At 66.0% G+C, this 18,249-nt stretch carries 24 protein-coding genes and 1 tRNA gene; 13 read left to right on the forward strand and 12 right to left on the reverse strand.

The genetic code is table 11. The features are described from left to right. Position 1: 1 nt before the first annotated feature. The 5 genes from K9B35_RS15950 to K9B35_RS15970 form a co-directional block, all read right to left on the reverse strand. Positions 2-1,048: a DUF1611 domain-containing protein gene (locus K9B35_RS15950; RefSeq protein WP_224922980.1), complete on the reverse strand. Its 1,047-nt coding sequence runs from the start codon at positions 1,046-1,048 to the stop codon at positions 2-4. 11 nt (positions 1,049-1,059) lie between these two features. Then, positions 1,060-3,243 carry a TonB-dependent receptor gene (locus K9B35_RS15955; protein ID WP_224922981.1) on the reverse strand — a complete coding sequence of 728 codons (2,184 nt, stop codon included), beginning with the start codon at positions 3,241-3,243 and terminating at the stop codon, positions 1,060-1,062. Between the two features lie 148 nt (positions 3,244-3,391). Continuing rightward, entirely contained in the window at positions 3,392-5,368 is a 1,977-nt protein-coding gene (locus tag K9B35_RS15960; RefSeq protein ID WP_224922982.1) for a serine hydrolase domain-containing protein, read from the reverse strand. A gap of 270 nt (positions 5,369-5,638) precedes the next feature. Continuing rightward, complete coding sequence (locus tag K9B35_RS15965) at positions 5,639-5,926, reverse strand: hypothetical protein (protein ID WP_224922983.1); 288 nt, start codon at positions 5,924-5,926, stop codon at positions 5,639-5,641. Then, positions 5,895-6,953: a Glu/Leu/Phe/Val family dehydrogenase gene (locus K9B35_RS15970; RefSeq protein ID WP_224922984.1), complete on the reverse strand. Its 1,059-nt coding sequence runs from the start codon at positions 6,951-6,953 to the stop codon at positions 5,895-5,897. The genes K9B35_RS15965 and K9B35_RS15970 overlap by 32 nt, the downstream gene beginning before the upstream one ends. Before the next feature lie 128 nt (positions 6,954-7,081). On the opposite strand from K9B35_RS15970, the gene K9B35_RS15975 reads away from it, so the two are divergent. Beyond that, complete coding sequence (locus K9B35_RS15975) at positions 7,082-7,546, forward strand: Lrp/AsnC family transcriptional regulator (RefSeq protein ID WP_224922985.1); 465 nt, start codon at positions 7,082-7,084, stop codon at positions 7,544-7,546. Positions 7,547-7,687: 141 nt separating this feature from the next. Here the strand turns inward: K9B35_RS15975 and K9B35_RS15980 are convergent, their stop codons facing one another. Beyond that, positions 7,688-8,026 (reverse strand): hypothetical protein, encoded by a 339-nt coding sequence (locus K9B35_RS15980; RefSeq protein WP_224922986.1) that lies wholly within the window; start codon positions 8,024-8,026, stop codon positions 7,688-7,690. 50 nt (positions 8,027-8,076) lie between these two features. Between K9B35_RS15980 and K9B35_RS15985 the strand changes: the two genes are divergently transcribed. Genes K9B35_RS15985 through rsgA form a run of 3 tightly spaced genes read left to right on the forward strand, consistent with a single transcriptional unit; the run spans position 8,077 to position 9,835 of the window. Beyond that, on the forward strand, positions 8,077-8,436 hold the full coding sequence (locus K9B35_RS15985; RefSeq protein WP_224922987.1) for a hypothetical protein: 360 nt from the start codon (positions 8,077-8,079) through the stop codon (positions 8,434-8,436). A gap of 39 nt (positions 8,437-8,475) precedes the next feature. Next, positions 8,476-8,796: a hypothetical protein gene (locus tag K9B35_RS15990; RefSeq protein ID WP_224922988.1), complete on the forward strand. Its 321-nt coding sequence runs from the start codon at positions 8,476-8,478 to the stop codon at positions 8,794-8,796. A gap of 4 nt (positions 8,797-8,800) precedes the next feature. Next, positions 8,801-9,835, forward strand: coding sequence for a ribosome small subunit-dependent GTPase A (rsgA, locus tag K9B35_RS15995; RefSeq protein ID WP_224922989.1), 1,035 nt, complete (start codon positions 8,801-8,803; stop codon positions 9,833-9,835). Between the two features lie 55 nt (positions 9,836-9,890). On the opposite strand, the gene K9B35_RS16000 is transcribed toward rsgA, so the two are convergent. The 5 genes from K9B35_RS16000 to infA all read right to left on the reverse strand — a co-directional run bounded on the left by K9B35_RS16000 (position 9,891) and on the right by infA (position 11,894). After that, a tRNA-Phe gene (locus K9B35_RS16000) sits at positions 9,891-9,966 on the reverse strand. Between the two features lie 19 nt (positions 9,967-9,985). Then, a complete protein-coding gene (locus K9B35_RS16005) occupies positions 9,986-10,168 on the reverse strand; it encodes a DNA gyrase inhibitor YacG (RefSeq protein ID WP_224922990.1) in 183 nt (60 codons plus the stop codon). Continuing rightward, positions 10,165-11,103: a ribonuclease gene (locus K9B35_RS16010; RefSeq protein ID WP_224922991.1), complete on the reverse strand. Its 939-nt coding sequence runs from the start codon at positions 11,101-11,103 to the stop codon at positions 10,165-10,167. Before K9B35_RS16010 ends, K9B35_RS16005 begins: the two co-directional genes overlap by 4 nt. Then, a complete protein-coding gene (locus K9B35_RS16015) occupies positions 11,096-11,665 on the reverse strand; it encodes a Maf family protein (RefSeq protein WP_224922992.1) in 570 nt (189 codons plus the stop codon). Before K9B35_RS16015 ends, K9B35_RS16010 begins: the two co-directional genes overlap by 8 nt. Positions 11,666-11,675: 10 nt before the next feature. Next, complete coding sequence (infA, locus tag K9B35_RS16020; RefSeq protein WP_033923152.1) at positions 11,676-11,894, reverse strand: translation initiation factor IF-1; 219 nt, start codon at positions 11,892-11,894, stop codon at positions 11,676-11,678. Here infA and K9B35_RS16025 point away from each other — a divergent pair. From K9B35_RS16025 to K9B35_RS16060, 8 genes are all read left to right on the forward strand, one after another. Then, a complete protein-coding gene (locus K9B35_RS16025; RefSeq protein WP_224923228.1) occupies positions 11,790-12,134 on the forward strand; it encodes a hypothetical protein in 345 nt (114 codons plus the stop codon). The two genes, infA and K9B35_RS16025, sit on opposite strands and share 105 nt — an antisense overlap. Before the next feature lie 31 nt (positions 12,135-12,165). Further along, complete coding sequence (locus K9B35_RS16030; protein ID WP_224922993.1) at positions 12,166-12,738, forward strand: NifU family protein; 573 nt, start codon at positions 12,166-12,168, stop codon at positions 12,736-12,738. Further along, positions 12,738-13,331, forward strand: coding sequence for a malonic semialdehyde reductase (locus K9B35_RS16035; RefSeq protein WP_224922994.1), 594 nt, complete (start codon positions 12,738-12,740; stop codon positions 13,329-13,331). Before K9B35_RS16030 ends, K9B35_RS16035 begins: the two co-directional genes overlap by 1 nt. After that, on the forward strand, positions 13,324-13,944 hold the full coding sequence (tsaB, locus tag K9B35_RS16040; RefSeq protein ID WP_224922995.1) for a tRNA (adenosine(37)-N6)-threonylcarbamoyltransferase complex dimerization subunit type 1 TsaB: 621 nt from the start codon (positions 13,324-13,326) through the stop codon (positions 13,942-13,944). The genes K9B35_RS16035 and tsaB overlap by 8 nt, the downstream gene beginning before the upstream one ends. Next, complete coding sequence (gene rimI / locus K9B35_RS16045) at positions 13,941-14,417, forward strand: ribosomal protein S18-alanine N-acetyltransferase (RefSeq protein WP_224922996.1); 477 nt, start codon at positions 13,941-13,943, stop codon at positions 14,415-14,417. Before tsaB ends, rimI begins: the two co-directional genes overlap by 4 nt. A gap of 108 nt (positions 14,418-14,525) precedes the next feature. Further along, entirely contained in the window at positions 14,526-14,942 is a 417-nt protein-coding gene (locus K9B35_RS16050) for a MucR family transcriptional regulator (protein WP_224922997.1), read from the forward strand. A gap of 241 nt (positions 14,943-15,183) precedes the next feature. Beyond that, a complete protein-coding gene (locus tag K9B35_RS16055) occupies positions 15,184-15,606 on the forward strand; it encodes a Fur family transcriptional regulator (RefSeq protein ID WP_224922998.1) in 423 nt (140 codons plus the stop codon). Between the two features lie 4 nt (positions 15,607-15,610). Next, positions 15,611-16,474: a lysophospholipid acyltransferase family protein gene (locus K9B35_RS16060; protein ID WP_224922999.1), complete on the forward strand. Its 864-nt coding sequence runs from the start codon at positions 15,611-15,613 to the stop codon at positions 16,472-16,474. Between the two features lie 4 nt (positions 16,475-16,478). Here the strand turns inward: K9B35_RS16060 and K9B35_RS16065 are convergent, their stop codons facing one another. Beyond that, entirely contained in the window at positions 16,479-17,243 is a 765-nt protein-coding gene (locus tag K9B35_RS16065; protein ID WP_412103477.1) for a L,D-transpeptidase family protein, read from the reverse strand. A 257-nt stretch (positions 17,244-17,500) separates the two neighbouring features. On the opposite strand from K9B35_RS16065, the gene K9B35_RS16070 reads away from it, so the two are divergent. Next, entirely contained in the window at positions 17,501-18,214 is a 714-nt protein-coding gene (locus K9B35_RS16070; protein ID WP_224923000.1) for a murein L,D-transpeptidase catalytic domain family protein, read from the forward strand. The last annotated feature ends 35 nt before the right edge of the window (positions 18,215-18,249 follow it).

The following is an 18,249-nucleotide window of genomic DNA, read 5'->3' on the forward strand; positions in this document are numbered from 1 at the left end:
GTCATGCGCCCTTCAGGCAAGTGTCGACGAGCGCATCGAACGCCGCGCCGCCGCGGATCGGATCGGCGACGGGCAGGCCCAGCCGCGCGCTTTCGGCAGCCATCAGCGCCTCGGCCTCATCGGCGTCGAGCGCGGCGGTGTTGTACGAAAAACCGCCGCATCGGATCGCGGGATTGGTGCGCCGCCCAAGCCGGATCGCGAGGTCGGCAATCTCCTCGACGCTGACCACGCCATAGCCGGCGGTGCCGAGCATCTCGCGCCGTCCCGGCTCATGGCACACCACGAATACATCGGGCTGGCTGCCATGGAGCAGCCCGAGCGACACTGCCGCATAAGCCGGATGCGCCAGCGACCCCTGCCCTTCGATCACGTCCCAGTGATCGGGCGCAGCGTCGGGCGAGAGGATTTCCGCCGCCCCCGCCTCAAAGTCGGAGACGACCGCGTCCATCGGGATGCCGCTGCCCGCGATCATGATGCCGGTTTGGCCGGTCGCGCGAAAATCGCTCGGCACGCCGCGTGTCGCAAAGGCGCGGGCGAGCGCGAGCGCGGTGTATTTCTTGCCCAGCGCACAATCGGTGCCGACGGTCAGCAGCCTCTTGCCGCTGCGCTTGCGCCCGGTCGCGACCGGGATGTCGGCGGGCGGCACGCGCACGTCGAACAACCGCCGCCCCAGCCGCTGCGCGGTCGCTGCAACCTCCGGCAGATCGGCAAGGCGCATGTGCATCCCCGCGATCAGGTCCAGCCCCGCCTCCAGCGCCTCGACCAGCGCGGGACGCCACGACAGCGGGATGATCCCGCCCTGATTGGCGACGCCGATCACCATCGCCCGCGCGCCCTGTGCCCGCGCCTGTGCCGGGGTCAGCGCGAGCAGGCCGGTGGAGACGGTCGCGTCGGTCAGCCGCAGCTCACCCACACATTTGTCCGCCGCCCAGTCGCGCAGCCCCAGCGCCGTCTTGGCAAAGCCGCGCTCAACCGTATCGCCCAGAAACAGGAGATAGGGCTGGGGCAGCATCGCATCCGATCCCGGCGCGTTGAACGGAGCGTTCATCCCGGGCGCGATCAGAAGGACAAGTCGATGGCGAGACCCAGCGTGCGGGGTTGCAGCGGCACCGTCGCGAGGAAGCCGGGATTGGTGGTTGCGACGTTGCTGCTGATCCGCCCCTCGGCATCGGTGACGTTGCGGGCATAGGCGCGCAGCGTCCACTTGTCGTTGAAGGTGACCGCCGCATTGAGATCAAGCGCGGCATAGCCGTCAATCGGCACCGACAGCCCAGAGCTTTCCAGAGCGGAAATGCGGTCGCCGACGATGCGCACCGTGCCGCCCAGCCGGCCCTGCGCCGAGCCACCGACGGCAAAGCTGTAGTCCGCGGTCATCGCCGCCGAGATCTTCGGCACGCTCGGCAACTGGTCGCCATCGGTGCACGACGCGGTGGTTTCGGTGCATTTCGCGTCGGTATAGGCAAAGTTCGCCCCGACATTGAACCCGGCGGTCGGCGTGATCGTCAACGATGCCTCGACGCCCTTGCTGCGCGCCGTGCCCGCATTGACGAGGCCGCTGATGCCTGCGGCAAAGGAAGCGGCGGTCTGGAGGTTGTTCCAGTCGAGCATGAACACTGCGGCATCCACGCTGACCGCGCGGTCGAGGAAGCTGGCCTTCACGCCCGCCTCATAGCTCGTCACCCGCTCGGCGCCGACGGTGGCGGGGAAGCCCGGCAGCGCGACGTTCGGCCCGCCCGGCTTGTAGCCGCTGGCGACGCGCGCATAGATCATCGCGTCGCGGCTGAGATTGATCTGCGGGCTGACGCTGTACGTGACGATCTCTTCCGATGACGCACCATCGCCATTGGCGTTGAGGCCGAGCAGCGGGATCGCGGTCGACTGGGTAAAGGTCTGGTCGTTACGCGCCCAGCGCAGCCCGCCGGTCAGGTGGAACATCTCGCTGATCTTCCACGTCGCGTTTCCGAAGACGGCATATTCCTTGTAGGTGTTGGGCAGGCCGACGACCGCGAACGGATCGAACCCGGCGAGCGGCGCACCACTCGCATCGAGCGCGCGCACCACCTGGCTGTGGGTGTTATTCTCGTCGGTGTAGAAAAAGCCGACCATCCATTCGAAGCTGGTGCTCGGCGCCGAAGTCAGGCGCAGTTCCTGCGTCCATTTCTTCTGCTCCAGCGTCGCCGGATAGGGCGCAAAGCCGCCGAAGATGCCGCCGAACACGCGGGTCGCATCGGTCACTTCAAGGATTTCGAGCTTGCTGTACGAGGTGGTCGAGCTGAGCTCGGCAAAGCCGAAATCATAGCCGATCGTGGCCGAGTAGAATTGAAAGTCGCTGGTGAAGGGTTCGGCCAGCGCGGTGTTGGTGTTAAGGAACCCGGCGCCGGGCGCGATCGGGGTGTTGCCCATGCCTTCATAGACGATGCTGACATTGTCCGAATCCACCGACTGCCACACGCCGCTCAGCTTGATCGTGAGCGCAGGATCGGGCTGCCACAACAGCGCCACCCGGCCCCCCTGCTGGACCGCGTCGTTGACGTCTTCCTCGCCGGTCTGGATATTGTCGACATAGCCCGGCGTCTCGCGACGCGCATAGCTGGCGCTGACCGCGAGCTGATCGGTGATCAGCGGGACATTGACCATCGCGTTTGCGGCCCAGCCCACGCCATCGCCATGCGCCACGGTGAACACTTCGGCGCCGCCGCGGACCTTTAGGTCGTTCAGATCGGGCTGAACCGTGACATATTTGAGCAGGCCGCCGATCGAGCTGGCGCCATAGAGCGTCCCCTGCGGCCCGCGCAGCACTTCCAGCCGCTCGATGTCATAGGGCATCAGGTCGAGCGTGAAGGTCTGCGAGCGGTTGTAGATGCCGCTCGACCCGATCGGGGCATCGTCCAGATACATGCCGACCGTGGCGCTCGGCCCGATCGGCGCGACACCGCGCAGCGTCAGCGTCGAGCGGCCGGGCGACCCGGCATTGTCGACCTGAAGCCCCGGGATCGCAGCGGCATAGTCGGACAGCTGCGACGCGCCGCTCTGCTGCATTGCCTCGCCACTGACGACGGTAATCGAGATCGGCACGTCCTGGATCCGCTCAGTCCGCTTCTGCGCGGTGACGACGATCTCGTCGCGGTCCATGGTGACGCCGGTGGCACTATCCTGCGCGAAGGCCGATGCCGGCAGCATCAGCGCGGTGGCCGCGGTCGAGAGGGACAGGACGATACGGGTCGGAATGGCATGCCGTGTCATGTGAAGTCTCCCTGAGCCTGCCTGTCACGCGATCCGGCGCGCGGCTTTTCTGATTGGGATAGTGTTGTCCCATTTGGACAATTGTCAATCTTGATTCGGTACGGGCCGGATGCGGGTCATGCGACCCGCACCCGACCCGCGGGGAACCTCAGTAACCGGCGCCGAAGCTCACCAGCTTGAACACCAGCGCCACCCACAGCAGGAAGAAGGCGCCGAGCACGAGCAGGACTGACCATAGTTTCGAGAACCAGCCGCGCCGGCCCTTGAACGCCAGCAGCAGGTTCCACACCGATGCGACGAGCAGGCCGAAATAGGCGAGCGTACCGACCACCTGAAGCGTGAGGATCAGCCAGTCATTCTTGCCGTGGCCGTCGAAATTCTCGATCCCAATGACCACGATCAACCAGCCGACCAGCACCGCGATCACCAGCCAGCACAGGCCGCGCACCACGCGATAGGCGGTGCGCGCCGACCCGGTCAGCGCGAACTGCGCGCCATAGCGTTTGCGCGCGATCCACCCGATCGGCCAGCCGAGCGCGGTGATCAGGATCACGGCGAGTGCGAACAGCAACGCCGGAATCAGCCACGCGCCGGTCGCGTACCACGGGGTACGGTCCCACACCATGAAGGGCGAGACCATGCCAAAGGTCCAGCGGACCACCTGTCCGTCACGCACCTCGGCAACTAGCCGTTCCTTGCCATAGGCGTCCTGCCACACGAACGGTTCGACCTCGATCCACTTGCGCGGCGCGCCGCCGAGCGAGGGGATGCCGCTGACCAGCGGGCGACCATCCTCGTCGAGGCCGATCTTCTCCTCACCGAGCAGATAGACGAACGACGCGAAGCTCGATGCGACGCGGCGGCTGTTGGTCCAGCTGCCGACGAGCATTTTCGCATGCTCCTTCGCCGTGGCCAGTTCGACCGGCGGCTTGGGGTTGGCAACAGGGAGGTAGCGGTCGGCGAACCCGGCGACCAATGCGCTGCGCACCGCGCCCGGCGCGCCGCCCGCACCCTGGCTGTTGACCGAGATATAGATGCCGACCTTCTCCGCCGGGAAGATCTTGAGATCGGTGTGGAAATAGACAGTGTCGCCGCCATGGCCGACGGCACGGCGACCGTTGATCCACTCCTCGTAAAAGCCGAGCGCCATCTGGTTGCTGCCCTTGACGCTCAGATTCTGCGCGGTGAGCATCTGGGCCGTCGTCGCGGGCTTGAGCAGCGGGCCGCCCTCGTTGAGGAACGCCAGCATGAACTTGCCCATGTCCGCGCCACTCGCCGACAGCGCGCCGGCCGGCGCCATGCCGATGATCTCGAACCGCTGCGCCTTGCCCGATCCGGCTTCATAGCCCTGCGACATGAACGGCTTGAGCTTGGCGGGCAGCGGCTGGCGGAAGCTGGCATATTGCATGCCAAGGCGGCCGAAGATGTTGCGCTCGACATAGCTGTCGAACGACTGGCCCGACACGCGCTCGACGACATAGCCGGCCAAAGCGGTCGCATAGTTGGAATAAGCGGGCGTCGTGCCGGGCTGGTAGATCCGCTCGGGAATACGCTCTTTCAGGATATCGCCCAGCGGCTTGAGCGCGATGTCGAACGCCAGCAGGCCCTTGATGATCTCCTCAAACCCCGCCGTGTGCGTCATCAGGTGGCGCATCGTCATCGGCTTGCCGTCGTAGGGCGGAATCTTGAAATCGAGATAGGTGTTGATGTCCGCGTCGAGGTCGATCTTCCCCGCCTCGACCTGCTGCATCACTGCGGTCCAGGTGAACAGTTTCGAGGTCGAACCGGGGCGGAACAACGTCGTCGCCGGATCGACCGGCTTGCGGTTGGCGACGTCCGAATAGCCAAAGCCGCGCTGGGTCAGCACCGCGCCGTCCTTGACCACCACGACCACCGCGCCCGCGATGTCGCCGCGACCGAGCGCATAGGGCATGTAGCCATCGAGCCAGGTGTCGACATCGCCCTTGGTCAGGCGGTCGAGCCCGGCGGGCGTTGCGGGCTGCGTCGCCGGAGCCGCAGCGGGTTGTGGCGTCAGTGGCGCCTGTTGGGTTGAAGCCGGTATCGCGACGGTGAGCGCGAGCATCGCCGCCACCGCCAGTTTGACCTTATGCGTCCACAAGAACATCATGTCCCCCTTCCCCCTGGGCCTCGCGATCCTTCCCGCGTACGATTGACGCCAAGCGGATGAATCGTCCTGATCCGACGACAATGATCCTATTTGGAGAATTGTCAAATGGAGAGGGTATCCTCAAATTCTCCCCCGCCAGGGGGAGGTGGCGCCGAAGGCGACGGAGGGGGCGGAAAGGTTAGCGCAAGAGGCTTGAGGGCATAGCCGCCCTCCCCCTCCGTCACGCTGCGCGTGCCACCTCCCCCTGGCGGGGGAGGATTGCGCGAGTCAGCCGAAGCGCAGCCGCACGGTGCGCACGCTGACGATCGCGCGCATCTTGTGTTCGATGATTTCGGCGCGTTGCGCGTCGATCCCGGCAATCGTGATCGCGGCGCGATAGCCGCGCGGGCGCGCCTCGACCGACAGCGCCTCGACCACCCGATCCTGCTGCGCGAACAGGCCGAGCAGGCGGCACAACAATTGCGGGCAGCGCGCGGCGGTCACGACGAAGGTCGCGGTGCCGGTCACCGAACTCGCCTCCATGTCAGGCGGCGAGAACAGGCTGGCGGTGCGCACGGGCGATCGCCGCGCGCGCCAGCCGGTCGGCGGCGCGATGCGGCGCGATCCGCTCCGCCGCCGCATGGTCGAGCACCGCCGCCAGCCGCGTCCCGGTCGCCTCGACCCGCGCGCACGCCTCGTCCACGCTCCAGCCGAGATGCTCGGCGGCGACGTTGATGATGCCGCCCGCATTCACGACATAATCGGGCGCATAGAGGATGCCGCGTGCGAGCAGCGCATCGCCCTCCGCCGGGGTCGCCAGCTGGTTGTTCGCCGCGCCACACACCACCGACGCGCCGAGCCGCCGCACCGATGCCGCATCGATCACGCCGCCGAGCGCGCAGGGGGCAAACACTTCTGCGCGGGCTTCGAGCAGTTCGTCCGACTCCATCACGCGCGCACCGAAGCGCTGCGCCGCCTCCGCCGCAACCTCGATCCGCGGCTCCGCGACGAACAGCCGCGCTCCGGCTTCATGCAGCAATTCACACAGCGCAAAGCCGACATGGCCAAGGCCCTGCACTGCAACCGTCACATCGGCGAGCGACGCGCCGAGATGCCGCTCCACCGCCACCTCCATCGACCGCAGCACGCCGAGCGCGGTCCAGGGCGAGGGATCGCCGCCCGGCGCACCGGGCGCTGCGGGCAGGCCGGCGACGTGGCGCGTGCTGTCGGCAACGCATTGCATATCGGCGACGCTGGTCCCGACATCCTCGGCGGTGACATAGCGCCCGCCCAGCGATGCGACCCCGCGCCCGAACGCGCGGAACAGCGCGGCGCGGTCGAACGGCGCATCGGGCATCCGGATCACCGCCTTGCCGCCGCCCAGCGGAAGCCCGGCCAATGCGTTCTTGTAACTCATCCCCTCCGCCAGCCGCAGCGCATCCGCCACGGCGTCGGCGTCGCTGGCGTAGCGGTGGAAGCGACACCCGCCCGCTGCCGGGCCGAGCGCGGTCGAATGGATGGCGATCACCCCCGACAGCCCCGATTGCGGGTCGTCGAGGCACAGCACCTCTTCGGGCGGGACGGGAGCGGGGGAATCGAACATGCAGGGTCACCTTGATCGCAAGGCTGCGATAGTAACGGCTGACACTGGCAATTTCTGACCTATTAGTTCGCCATATCGCGATATTCGGCTAAACTCTGACCGCATATCGCTGCAATTGAGGTCAATTCATGCCGGAACCGCTCGACTCGCACGATCGCCGCATCCTCCGCGTGCTGCAGGACGATGCCTCGCTCTCGACCGCCGCGGTGGCCGAGGCGGTCGGCCTGTCAGCCTCACCCTGCTGGCGGCGGATCGACCGGCTGGAGCGCGAAGGCTATATCAAGCGCCGCGTCGCGTTGCTCGACCGGCGCAAGATCGGGCTGCGCGCGCAGGTGTTCGCGCTGGTCAAACTCAACGCCCACGGCCGCGCCAATCTCGACGAATTTGCCGCCGCGATCCACGAAATGCCCGAAGTGCTCGAATGCTATGTCCTGATGGGCACGGTCGATTTCATGCTGCGCGTGGTCGCGGCGGATATCGAGGCGTATGAGCAATTCTTCTTCGAAAAGCTCTCACGCCTGCCGGGCGTTCAGGAAATCAACTCGACCGTCGCGCTGTCGGAGATCAAGTCGACCACCGCGCTGCCGGTTTGAGTGTAATTCAGCTGCGCTGAATCGCGGCACCAGCCCGCTCCCCCACCCGGCCACCCAACGGCAGTATCATATGGGTGGCCGGGTGGGGGAGCGGGCTGGTGCCGCAACCGTTTCAGCCTTGCTGAAACGAACTCAAAAACCTCACCGCTGCTTTTTGGTAATGGTCGCGGTGAAGTCCGGATCCTTGTTCGCCACCCAATCCACGAACTTGCGCACATTGGGGTTATCGAGCAAGCCGGCGACTTCCATTCCATGGCGTTGCAACTCGGAATTGGTGAAGTTGGCGATCACGGTCTGCTGGCAGATCGAATGCATCGGCACGACATCGCGGCCGCCACGGCTCTTGGGCACGGGATGGTGCCACACGATCGTCTTGCCGGTCGGTCGCCCGCACAGCCAGCACAGCACCGGTGGCGGCGGTGCCTCGTCCTCCTGAGGAAGATGATCATAGGGATCGTTTTTTGCGCGCCTGCGGGCCATAGGGCGATGCCGCTACCATGAAGTCGCCGCGAAACGAACAGGACAATGCAATGACGACCCCAGCAAAGCCATGGGACGCGGCCCTGGTCCGCATCTGGCTCGACCGGCGGATCGCGGCAGCGCGGCTGGATCAGGCGGCGGCGGATCGGCGCGGCTATGACTATCGCGATGACTATGATCAGGCCGCTGCCGAGGAATGGGCGTGCCGCGCGCTGAATGACGCGGCATGGACCGACGATCAGGCGGCGTTCGCCGGGCGCATCAAGGAGCTGATCGGTCGGGACGCCTATCAGGCGACGGGCCTGTATGATGACGTCCGGTTCGAACGGCATGTCCGGACCTATTTGAGGAAGCTTGCCAAGATGACCAAGGCGAATGAGGGATTCGACAAGACCCTGCGCCACCAGTGAGGCGGTGAAGTTGCGCCATGGCTATGCTAGGGGCGGGGCATGCTTCGCACACGCGGCCCGAGCGGCACTGTCGAGATCGACGGATTCAACTATGACTGGGAACTTCTAAGCGAGCCCCAGCTGTCATCGGGCGATGGCTGGAAGGGGATGACCGTGTCATTGCGCCAGCACGACCTGCCGCGTGAGGCCGTGCTCGAATTTCCCACACCCAAGCGCCTGTTGCGGGGCCTGCCAAAGGGGCGCTCGCACATCAACGACGCGGTCGCAGCGCGCGGGGTGCGGGCGGCATTGGCGGCGGGCTGGGATCCCGGATCGCGCGGCAAGACGTTGACCTTCATGGTCGACGCCAACGGCGACTGAGCGGATGGAAGCCCCAGAGTCCTTCCTGTTCCAGCTTGGCTGGAGGCCGTTTTTCAGCGCGCAGCTATCGCCGGACGACGCATTCTACTGTCAGCCGGTTCGCGTCATGTCCGTTCATCGCGGGACCGTGACCATTCTGGGCGAGGGCGTTGACGAGACGATCGCGTCGAACTTGCCCGTACCCGGCGGCCCGGAGGACCGGCCAACGGTCGGCGACTGGCTGCTGATCGATCGGGTGGGTCGCACGATCATGCGCATCCTCGACCGCGCAAGCCTGTTCAAGCGCCCCTCCCCCGGTGACGAGCGCAGGGTCCAGCTGATCGCGGCCAATGTCGACACGCTGTTCATCGTCAGTTCGTGCGACCAGGATTTCAACCTCGCGCGCATCGAACGCTACCTCGTCCTCGCGCGCGATGTCGGGGTGCGCCCGGTCATCGTGCTTACCAAAGCCGATCTGGCACCCTCGGCATCCGACTTCGTCGAAGCCGCCCGCTCGCTCCAGCCGACACTCCAGGTCGAGCTGATCAATGGCCGCGACCGCGACAGTGCCGCCCACCTTTCCGCGTATTGCGGTCCCGGGGAAACGGTAGCGCTGGTCGGTTCCTCGGGCGTCGGCAAGTCGACGCTGGTCAACACGATGACGGGGTCCGACAGCATCGCCACGCAGCCCGTCCGCGAAAGCGACGGCAAAGGCATGCACACCACCACGGTCCGCCAGATGCACCGCCTGCGCCGTGGCACGGAGCCGGGCGGATGGCTCGTCGATACTCCGGGAATGCGCGAGCTTCAGATGTCGGAAGTCGCCGCCGGCGTGGCCGAGGTCTTCGATGACGTCGTCGCGATCACGCGCACGTGCAAGTTCAGCGACTGCGCCCATGCCGACGAACCCGGTTGCGCGATCCGCGCCGCCATCGCGGACGGCACGCTGGCACCCGAACGCGTCGAACGGTGGCGCAAGCTCGACACTGAGGATGCGGCAAACACCGGCGCCGCGCAGATCCGGCGCGCCCGCGCAGCAAAGGGCCGCAAACGGAAATGACCGCACGCCGCTCGCGCGCGGTTGCGGACGGTCTCAATCTTCAAGGGAAGGAAAGTGGTGCCCGGAGACGGATTCGAACCGCCGACACTGCGATTTTCAGTCGCATGCTCTACCAACTGAGCTATCCGGGCACGGGATGAAGGCGCGCTCTTAATCGCGGGGTTGGCCGCTGTCCAGCCCGCTTTGCAATTCTTCCGGATCAACTGCGCGACCGGGGATGCGATAGCCCTCGCCCAGCCATTGCAGCAGGTCGCGATCCTTGCAGCCACGGCTGCAAAAAGGCTTGAACTCAGGGACAGGGCGGTTGCCGCAGATCGGGCAGTCGGTCTTCATGATGCTTCCACAAAACGGGTTCGGCCGCCGGTGCGGCGGTGGAGCTGCGCGATCCAGTCGGGCTCACGTTCGATGCGGCGCAGCAGCGGCGCGGGCAGTATATAGGTGTCGGGCGCGGGCGGCGGTAGGCGCTCGAGCCGGCGCAGCTCGGCCCGCAGCGCCGCGCCCACCGGGTCGGCGGCGATCAGCTCGGGCAGCGACATGCGCGTCTTGCGCCGCACGATCTGGATAAAGCCGAAACCGTTCATCGCGGTGCGTTCGAACGGCTGGGGCAGTGCCGCGTCGATCGCCTCCCCCACCGCATTGCGTTCGTTCTTGTTGGCCAGCGTCGGGAAATCGACCCCGACCGACCCGGCAATGTCGAGCCGCTCCATCGCCGCAGCGACGGCATGCGCGGCATCGATCGACAGCGGCCCCAGCGGCGGCCCGCCATCGACATCGAACAGGTTCATCGCCGGGGTCAGCGACAGCAACAGCGCGCCGCTGGCAAAGCGAATCTCGCCGGTACGCGCTTCCTCCAGTACTTCGGACCAGCCCGCTTCCTCAAACGAATCGGGTTCGTGGGACAGGCAGTGGCGGACGGGCAAGCCGCTCGCCGTGATCTGCGCGAGCAGATCAGCGCCAGCGACAAGCGCGGCATCGGGTGCGGGCACCGCCTTGGGCAGCTTGATCCGCCCGCGCTCGGCGACCGATTCGCGGACGATCCGGACGGGGAAGGATGCGCCCTGCGTGACCCCCTTGGGCACGGGGTCGCACAGCGCCTCACCGCCATCGGGCAGCATCACCTTGCCGGTGCTGCGGTCGATCAGCTTGGCGATGGCGATGGTGTCGGCGCGAAGCCCCGGCAGTTCGATCCGCGCCTTGCGGATCGTCCCGCGCGCGACCAAAGCGGCGCGGTTCTCACCGATCCCGGCTTCGTACAGCCACTCAGCCAAGCGGGTAGCCTGCCGACTCCAGCAGCGCGCGCGTATCGTAGAGCGGCAATCCAACCACGCCCGAATAGGTGCCGGAGATGAAGCGGACAAACGCCTCGGCACGGCCCTGGATGGCATAGCCGCCTGCCTTGCCCAGCCCCTCGCCGCACGCGATGTAGCGATCGATCTCGGCATCGCTCAGCCGCTTGAACGCGACCACCGTGTCGGACAGGCGCACGCGGGCGCGGCCGTCGAGGCCGATCAGGCATACCGCCGACAGGCAATGGTGCCGCCGCCCCGACAATGCGGTCAGCAATTCGCGCTGCACCGCTTCGGTTTCGGCAGGCGGCAGGATGCGGCGGCCGAGCGCAATGGTGGTGTCGCCCGCCAGCACGATCTCATCCTCGGCCCGCGCCACGGCGCGCGCCTTCGCCTCGGCCAGCCGCAGCGCATAAACGCGCGGCAGCTCGGCCTTGAGCGGGGTCTCATCGATATCGGGAGCCGCCACGCGGTCCGGCACAATGCCGATCCGTGCCAGCAAATCGCGGCGGCGCGGCGAGGTGGAGGCGAGCACGAGCCGCACAGGCCCGGCCTTATTTGAAGCGATAGGTGATGCGGCCCTTGGTCAGGTCATAGGGCGTCAGTTCGACGAGCACCTCGTCGCCCACCAGCACGCGGATGCGGTTCTTGCGCATCTTGCCGGCGGTATGGCCGAGAATCTCGTGATCATTCTCAAGCTTCACACGGAACATCGCGTTGGGGAGGAGCTCCACAACGCGGCCGCGCATTTCAAGCAGTTCTTCCTTGGCCAAACAAACCTCTTGGTACGGATCGGAAAAGTCGCGGTGCCTTACTCTCCCCGCGCAGAAAAGGAAAGCATCTCGCTAGAGTCGCTTGCAGTAGACGGCACCAGCCCGCTCCCCCACCCGGCCACCCATCAAAGATACCCTGAAGTGGGCGGCCGGGTGGGGGAGCAGGCTGGTGCCGATTCAGCGACGCTGAACCCGACCGCAAAAGCCCGCGCAACCGACGGTTTCGCTTTCCTTGCTTGATGCGATGAGGCCTTGCCCCCAAATGGGCATCATGCTGATCGAAACCGAACTGACGCCCAACCCGGCGACACTCAAATTCCTGCCCGGCCGCACCGTGATGGACAGCGGCACGCGCGATTTCGCCACCCCCGAAGAAGCAGAGGCGTCGCCACTGGCCGATGCCCTGTTCCGGCTGGGCGATGTTACCGGCGTGTTCTTTGGGCGCGACTTCATTTCGGTCACCGCCGCACCCGGCGTCGACTGGCCCAATCTGAAGCCCGATGTGCTCGGCATCCTGCTCGACCATTTCAGCGCCGACATGCCGCTGTTCCGTCAGGGCAGCGCCGGGTTCAGCGTGCCGCCGCCCGAGTCCGACTTCGCCGATGATCCCGAAGACGCCGACATCGTCGCGCAGATCAAGGAGCTGATCGAAACGCGCGTGCGCCCGGCCGTCGCCAATGACGGCGGCGACATCGTTTATCGCGGTTTCGACAAGGGGAAGGTGTACCTTCAGATGCAGGGCGCGTGCGCCGGCTGCCCCTCTTCATCCGCGACGCTCAAGAACGGGATCGAACAGTTGCTCAAACATTATGTCCCCGAAGTCACCGAAGTGCGGGCCGTCTGATGGGCAATCCGATCAACGACGCAGCGCTCGACACGCTGTTCCGCACCGCGCGCACCTTTAACGGCTATCTGCCCAGCGAAGTCACGCAGGCCGATATCGAGGCGATCTATGATCTGCTGAAGATGGGGCCGACGTCGGCCAACCAGCAGCCGGCGCGCTTCGTGTGGTGCCTAAGCCAGGAGGCGAAGGACAAGCTCGCCCAGTGCGCGACCGGCACCAACCCCGACAAGATCCGCGCGGCACCCGCTGCGGTGGTGATCGGCATGGACCTCGATTTCCATGAGGAACTGCCCTGGCTGTTCCCGCACACCGATGCCAAGAGCTGGTTCGAAGGGGCGCAGGAAAAGCGCCGCGACAGCGCATTCCGCAACGGCACGCTGCAGGGTGGCTATTTGATCATGGCCGCGCGCGCATTGGGTTGGGACACCGGGCCGATGTCGGGCTTCGACGCGGGCAAGGTCGAGGCGGCGTTCTTCGCCGATCAGCCTTCGGTGCGCGTCAACTTCATTTCGACGCTGGGCAAGGGCGATCCCGCAACCATCTTCGGCCGCTCGCCGCGTCCGGACTTCGGGAAGTTCAACAAGATTGGCTAGACTTCTCGTCATCGAGACTGCCACCGCCGCCTGCTCGATCGCATTGATCGAGGGCGGCGCGCTGATCGCCGAAAGCCATGTCGAAGTCGGGCGCGGTCATGCCGAACGGCTCGTGCCCATGATCGCGGAGTTGCCCGATGGCGGGCGCGCCGACGCGATTCTGGTCGATTGCGGCCCGGGCAGCTTTACCGGCATCCGGGTCGGGATCGCCGCCGCGCGCGGGCTGGGATTTGGCTGGGGCGTGCCGGTACACGGCTTTTCCTCACTCCCGGTCGTCGCCGCCGGGGCCTTCGCGGTCAATCCGGGTATCGACGCGCTGGCAGTGGTACTTGAAGGCGGGCATGGTGAGGTGTTCATGGCCGCCTATGACCGCCAGTTCGCGCAGCTTGCGCCCTTTGCGTCGCTCACGCCCGATGCGGCATTGGCGCAGCTTGGCGGGCGGGTCGCGATCGGCAACGGCGTTCGCCACCTGGCAGCATTGGACGACAGCCTCGATCTGCGTGAGGCGCTGCCACGGGCCGCCGACACGCGACTGCTTCCTGCCGCCCTTACCGCGCTGCCGCCGCGGCCGATCTATGGCCGCGCGCCGGACGCCAAACCGATCGCGGCATGAGCACCGCGCCCTGGCCGATCGAGATCGTTCACGGACAGCCGGCCGATCTGCGCGCGGTGAACGCGATCATGGCCGAGGCGTTCGATCCCCGCTTTGGCGAGGCATGGACGCCCAGCCAGTGCATGGGGATGCTGGCGCTGCCCGGCGTGTGGTTCACGCTGGCGTGCATTGACGGGCGCCCGGTCGGCTTTGCACTCGCGCGCACGGTTCTGAATGAAGGCGAGTTGTTGCTGCTCGCGATCCTCCCGACCATGCGACGGCGTGGAATTGGTGGCGCGTTGCTGCGGTCGGTGATCGCCGATGCGCGCGATCGCGGCGCCGAAATGCTGCATCTGGAAGTGCGCGCGAACAACGATGCCGTTCAACTTTATCGTTCCGCCGGCTTCAGCAAGATTGGTGAACGTCGCGATTACTATCGAGGACATGACGGCAAGGTGTTCGACGCACACACATTTTCCAAAACTATCGACTAATCTTACTAAAAATCGGACAGAACGACTTGCCAATCCCTGTGCGTGGCGTGATAGCGCCATGGACGGCCCGTAAATCTTATCGCCGCCGCGTTACGTGAAAGGACGAAAATGGACACTCAGAACGACATGCATGAGACGCTGATTACATTGACCGCGGATATTGTCGCGGCGCATGTCAGCAACAATAGCGTGGCAGTGTCTGATCTTCCTGTGCTCATCGCCAACGTTCATGGCGCGCTCACCAATCTGGGTAGTGCGAAGCCGGAACCGGAAGTGAAGAAGCAGGAACCGGCAGTTTCGATCCGCTCGTCGATCAAGCCGGACTTCATTGTCTGTCTGGAAGACGGCAAGAAGCTCAAGATGCTCAAGCGTCATCTGATGACCCATTACCAGATGACCCCGGACGATTATCGCGCGAAGTGGAATCTGCCCGCCGATTATCCGATGGTCGCACCGAATTACGCCGAACAGCGCCGCACTCTGGCGAAGAAGATCGGCCTCGGCACCAAGCGCCGCAAGCGCTGAACCGAGTTTCGCGATTGCATCACGCCGGATCGGGCCATCGCCCGGTCCGGCGTTTTGCGTTCTCGTTTAGCGGTGCCGGCCCGCTCCCCCACCCGGCCACCCCCCCCACCCGGCCACCCATAGAATACACTGTCGTTGGGTGGCCGGCTGGGGAAGCGAGCCGGCATCGCACGCGCCGTCAGGCGCATCAAACACCCTTCCTCCCCTTTTCCCGCGCGGCGGTTGACGCTACATCATCCCGATGACCCGCAAGATCGATCTCGAAGCGCTGTGCCACGAAAAGGGCCTGCGCATTACCGAACAGCGCAAGGTGATCGCGCGCGTCCTGTCCGAAGCGGACGACCATCCCGATGTCGAGAAGGTCTATGCCCGTGCATCGGCGATCGATCCGGGCATCTCGATCGCAACCGTCTATCGCACGGTGCGGCTGTTCGAAGAGGCGGGGATCCTCGATCGCCACGATTTCGGCGACGGCCGCGCGCGCTACGAACCCTCGCCCGAGGCGCATCACGACCATCTGATCGATGTCGAGACTGGCAAGGTGATCGAATTCGTCGATCCTGAACTCGAACTTCTGCAAAAGCAGATTGCCGAACGGCTGGGCTTCCGTCTGGTCGATCACCGCATGGAGCTGTACGGCGTCGCGCTCGACCGCAAGAGCTGAGGCGATGGACGACGGCGTCGATCCGCGGCGCCGCGACGCCGCCCTTGGGCTGCCCACGAAGCTGACCCCGGCGGAGAGCTTTCGCTTCTGGCGCAGGGTCGGGCTGCTGCTGCTCGCGGTGCTGACTCATGTGCCGATGCATTATCTGTGGCGGCTGCTGCGCCTTTCGTCTCCCTGGCCGCGCTGGTTCCTGCGCCGCGCGGGACGCATTGCCGGGGCCCGGGTCGAGGTGATCGGCACGCCGCTGCGCCGCGATGTTTTTTACGTTTCCAATCATCTGTCGTGGATCGACATTCTCGCATCAGGCGGGGCGAGCGGCACCGCCTTCGTCGCCAAGGCAGAGATTGGCGCGGCGCCGGTGGTGGGCTGGCTCGCCGGGCTCAACCGCACCGTCTATGTGAAGCGCGAAAACCGCATGGGCGTTGCCGAACAGATCAACGCGCTGCGCGACGCGCTCACCGAAAACTGGGCGATCACCGTGTTTCCCGAGGGCACGACCACCGACGGCAAGTCGCTGTTGCCGTTCAAGACGCCGATGTTGCGCGTGCTCGAACCGCCGCCGCCGGGCGTGATGGTTCAGCCGGTGCTGCTCGACTACGGCACAGTGGGCGAAGAAATTGGCTGGGTCGGCGAAGAGGGCGGGATCAACAATGCCCGCCGCGTCCTGTCGCGCAAGGGCAGCTTCCCGCTGCGCATCCAGTATCTCGACCCGTTCGACCCGCATGACTTCCCCGGCCGCAAGGCGATCGCGGCGGAGAGCCGGCGGCGGATCGAAGATGCACTGGTCGAAGCACTCGGCGGACCGCTGCGGCCATTTGCGTGGACCGTGGCGCCGGTGAATTATACCGGACCCGCTGAGTCCGCATAATCCGTCACCGCCGTCGCCGGCCCGTCTTCTGCACCACCGGCTCCATCGGCGCGAACACCACGCCTTCGGGCGAAACCGACTGCGCGCCGGTCGATACCGGGATGATCACGTCGTTGCTCGACGTCACCACATCATAGTCACCCGTGCGGAACGCGGCGAGATCGGCGCGCAGGAACGGCGGATCGGCGCGCTTCGCCATCTGCTGCGGCGGCAGGCGCGGCGCGCCGCGGCGGACGCGCGGGTCGACGATTTCGTAATTCACCACCGACACCGCCGTGCCGAGCGCGGTAATCCCGAACAACCGCCGTGCGAACTCACGCGGAAAGCGGATGCAGCCATGCGAGGCGGGGTAGCCCGGCAACGCGCCGGCATGGAGCGCGATGCCGTCCCAGGTCAGCCGCTGCATGAACGGCATCGGCGCATTGCTGTAGAGGTTGGAGCGGTGATGCACCCGCTTTTGCAGGATCGTGAAGTCACCCGCAGGCGTGGTCTTGCCCGGCTTGCCGGTCGATACGGTCGATGCCGCGATCAGCACGCCGTCGCGATAGACATAGGCGACCTGCCCCGGAATGCTGATGAGGATAGTGACCCCCGACGCGCCGCCCGCAGCCTGATAGGCCACGTCCTCGATCCAGGTCCACTGGCCATTGCGCAGCAGGATCTCGTCGGCGCCGTTTACCGGTACTTGCTGAGCCACGGCGGGGACCGCCAGCGCCATGGCCAGCCCGATCGCCACCGCCCGCATCGTCCGCGCTGCCGCAGACCTCATTCCTACACTCCATCGTTACGCGGGCGACCGCCCCCATTATCTATGGTTAACGCAGGCCAGAGCAAGGTGGTGCCATGCGATTTCCGTGACCGCAAAGCGAAAACGCCAAATTGCTCGATTCGGGACAGCTCTCGACAGGGCGGTTCAACGCTGCGGCGAACCGACGCGGAACTGTGGACTCCCTTAGGACGAATCAGCCGCGACCTTTGCTATAGTCGCGCTTCGATGGGCGAAGTTTGTGGGGGCACAGAGGACGCATGACCAAGATGATCGACGCTGCGGCTTCGCGCCGTGCTTTCCTGAAGACCGCCGGCATGATCGCCGGCACGGGGCTGCTCGCCGGTTGCGCCGCGCGCAGCGTGACCACGGCGGCACTCCCCGCCGCACCGGTGCCGGTCCCGCCGCCGCCGGTCGCCACGCCGCTGCCCGCCGCACCGCGCACCGTCGCGAGCGCCCCGCGCGGCATTCGCCCGGAGCTGTTCGAGCGCGCGGTCGCCGCGCTCCAGCGCCATTCGAGCCGCATCCGCCAGCAGGACCGGATCGCGATCGCCGATTTCTCGCTCCCCTCCTCGCGGCTGCGCTTCCACTTCGTCGATCTGCAGGGTGGCGCGACGCGGCAGATGCTGGTGTCGCACGGCATCGGCTCAGACCCCGACCATACCGGCATGCTCCAGCGCTTCTCGAACGAAGTGAATTCCGAAGCGACCAGCGAAGGCGCGTTCCTCGCCGCCAACTATTATGTCGGCAAGCACCAGCTGTCACAGCGGCTGATCGGGCTCGACCCGACCAACTATAACGCACTCGACCGCGCGATCGTGATCCATGGCGCCTGGTATTCGAACCCCGACATGATCGCCAAGCACGGCAAGCTCGGCCGCAGCCAGGGCTGTTTCGCGGTGGGTGAGCGCGACCTCGACACGCTGTTCGCGATGCTCGGCGAAGGCCGGATGATCTACGCCACCAAGGTGTAAGTGGCGCGGAGCGCTGGGCTGCGCTACCAGCGATC

Source organism: Sphingomonas sp. R647 (assembly GCF_020177055.1).
Taxonomy (GTDB): domain Bacteria; phylum Pseudomonadota; class Alphaproteobacteria; order Sphingomonadales; family Sphingomonadaceae; genus Sphingomonas.

Excerpts from the sequence above, each read along its gene's own strand:
- K9B35_RS15950 (WP_224922980.1), bottom strand. The coding sequence starts at position 1,048 with ATGAACGCTCCGTTCAACGCGCCGGGATCGGATGCGATGCTGCCCCAG.
- K9B35_RS15955 (WP_224922981.1), bottom strand. The coding sequence starts at position 3,243 with ATGACACGGCATGCCATTCCGACCCGTATCGTCCTGTCCCTCTCGACC.
- K9B35_RS15960 (WP_224922982.1), bottom strand. The coding sequence starts at position 5,368 with ATGTTCTTGTGGACGCATAAGGTCAAACTGGCGGTGGCGGCGATGCTC.
- K9B35_RS15970 (WP_224922984.1), bottom strand. The coding sequence starts at position 6,953 with ATGTTCGATTCCCCCGCTCCCGTCCCGCCCGAAGAGGTGCTGTGCCTC.
- K9B35_RS15975 (WP_224922985.1), top strand. The coding sequence starts at position 7,082 with ATGCCGGAACCGCTCGACTCGCACGATCGCCGCATCCTCCGCGTGCTG.
- K9B35_RS15980 (WP_224922986.1), bottom strand. The coding sequence starts at position 8,026 with ATGGCCCGCAGGCGCGCAAAAAACGATCCCTATGATCATCTTCCTCAG.
- K9B35_RS15985 (WP_224922987.1), top strand. The coding sequence starts at position 8,077 with ATGACGACCCCAGCAAAGCCATGGGACGCGGCCCTGGTCCGCATCTGG.
- K9B35_RS15990 (WP_224922988.1), top strand. The coding sequence starts at position 8,476 with ATGCTTCGCACACGCGGCCCGAGCGGCACTGTCGAGATCGACGGATTC.
- rsgA (WP_224922989.1), top strand. The coding sequence starts at position 8,801 with ATGGAAGCCCCAGAGTCCTTCCTGTTCCAGCTTGGCTGGAGGCCGTTT.
- K9B35_RS16005 (WP_224922990.1), bottom strand. The coding sequence starts at position 10,168 with ATGAAGACCGACTGCCCGATCTGCGGCAACCGCCCTGTCCCTGAGTTC.
- K9B35_RS16025 (WP_224923228.1), top strand. The coding sequence starts at position 11,790 with ATGGCCGAGAATCTCGTGATCATTCTCAAGCTTCACACGGAACATCGC.
- K9B35_RS16030 (WP_224922993.1), top strand. The coding sequence starts at position 12,166 with ATGCTGATCGAAACCGAACTGACGCCCAACCCGGCGACACTCAAATTC.
- K9B35_RS16035 (WP_224922994.1), top strand. The coding sequence starts at position 12,738 with ATGGGCAATCCGATCAACGACGCAGCGCTCGACACGCTGTTCCGCACC.
- rimI (WP_224922996.1), top strand. The coding sequence starts at position 13,941 with ATGAGCACCGCGCCCTGGCCGATCGAGATCGTTCACGGACAGCCGGCC.
- K9B35_RS16050 (WP_224922997.1), top strand. The coding sequence starts at position 14,526 with ATGGACACTCAGAACGACATGCATGAGACGCTGATTACATTGACCGCG.
- K9B35_RS16055 (WP_224922998.1), top strand. The coding sequence starts at position 15,184 with ATGACCCGCAAGATCGATCTCGAAGCGCTGTGCCACGAAAAGGGCCTG.
- K9B35_RS16060 (WP_224922999.1), top strand. The coding sequence starts at position 15,611 with ATGGACGACGGCGTCGATCCGCGGCGCCGCGACGCCGCCCTTGGGCTG.
- K9B35_RS16065 (WP_412103477.1), bottom strand. The coding sequence starts at position 17,243 with ATGAGGTCTGCGGCAGCGCGGACGATGCGGGCGGTGGCGATCGGGCTG.
- K9B35_RS16070 (WP_224923000.1), top strand. The coding sequence starts at position 17,501 with ATGACCAAGATGATCGACGCTGCGGCTTCGCGCCGTGCTTTCCTGAAG.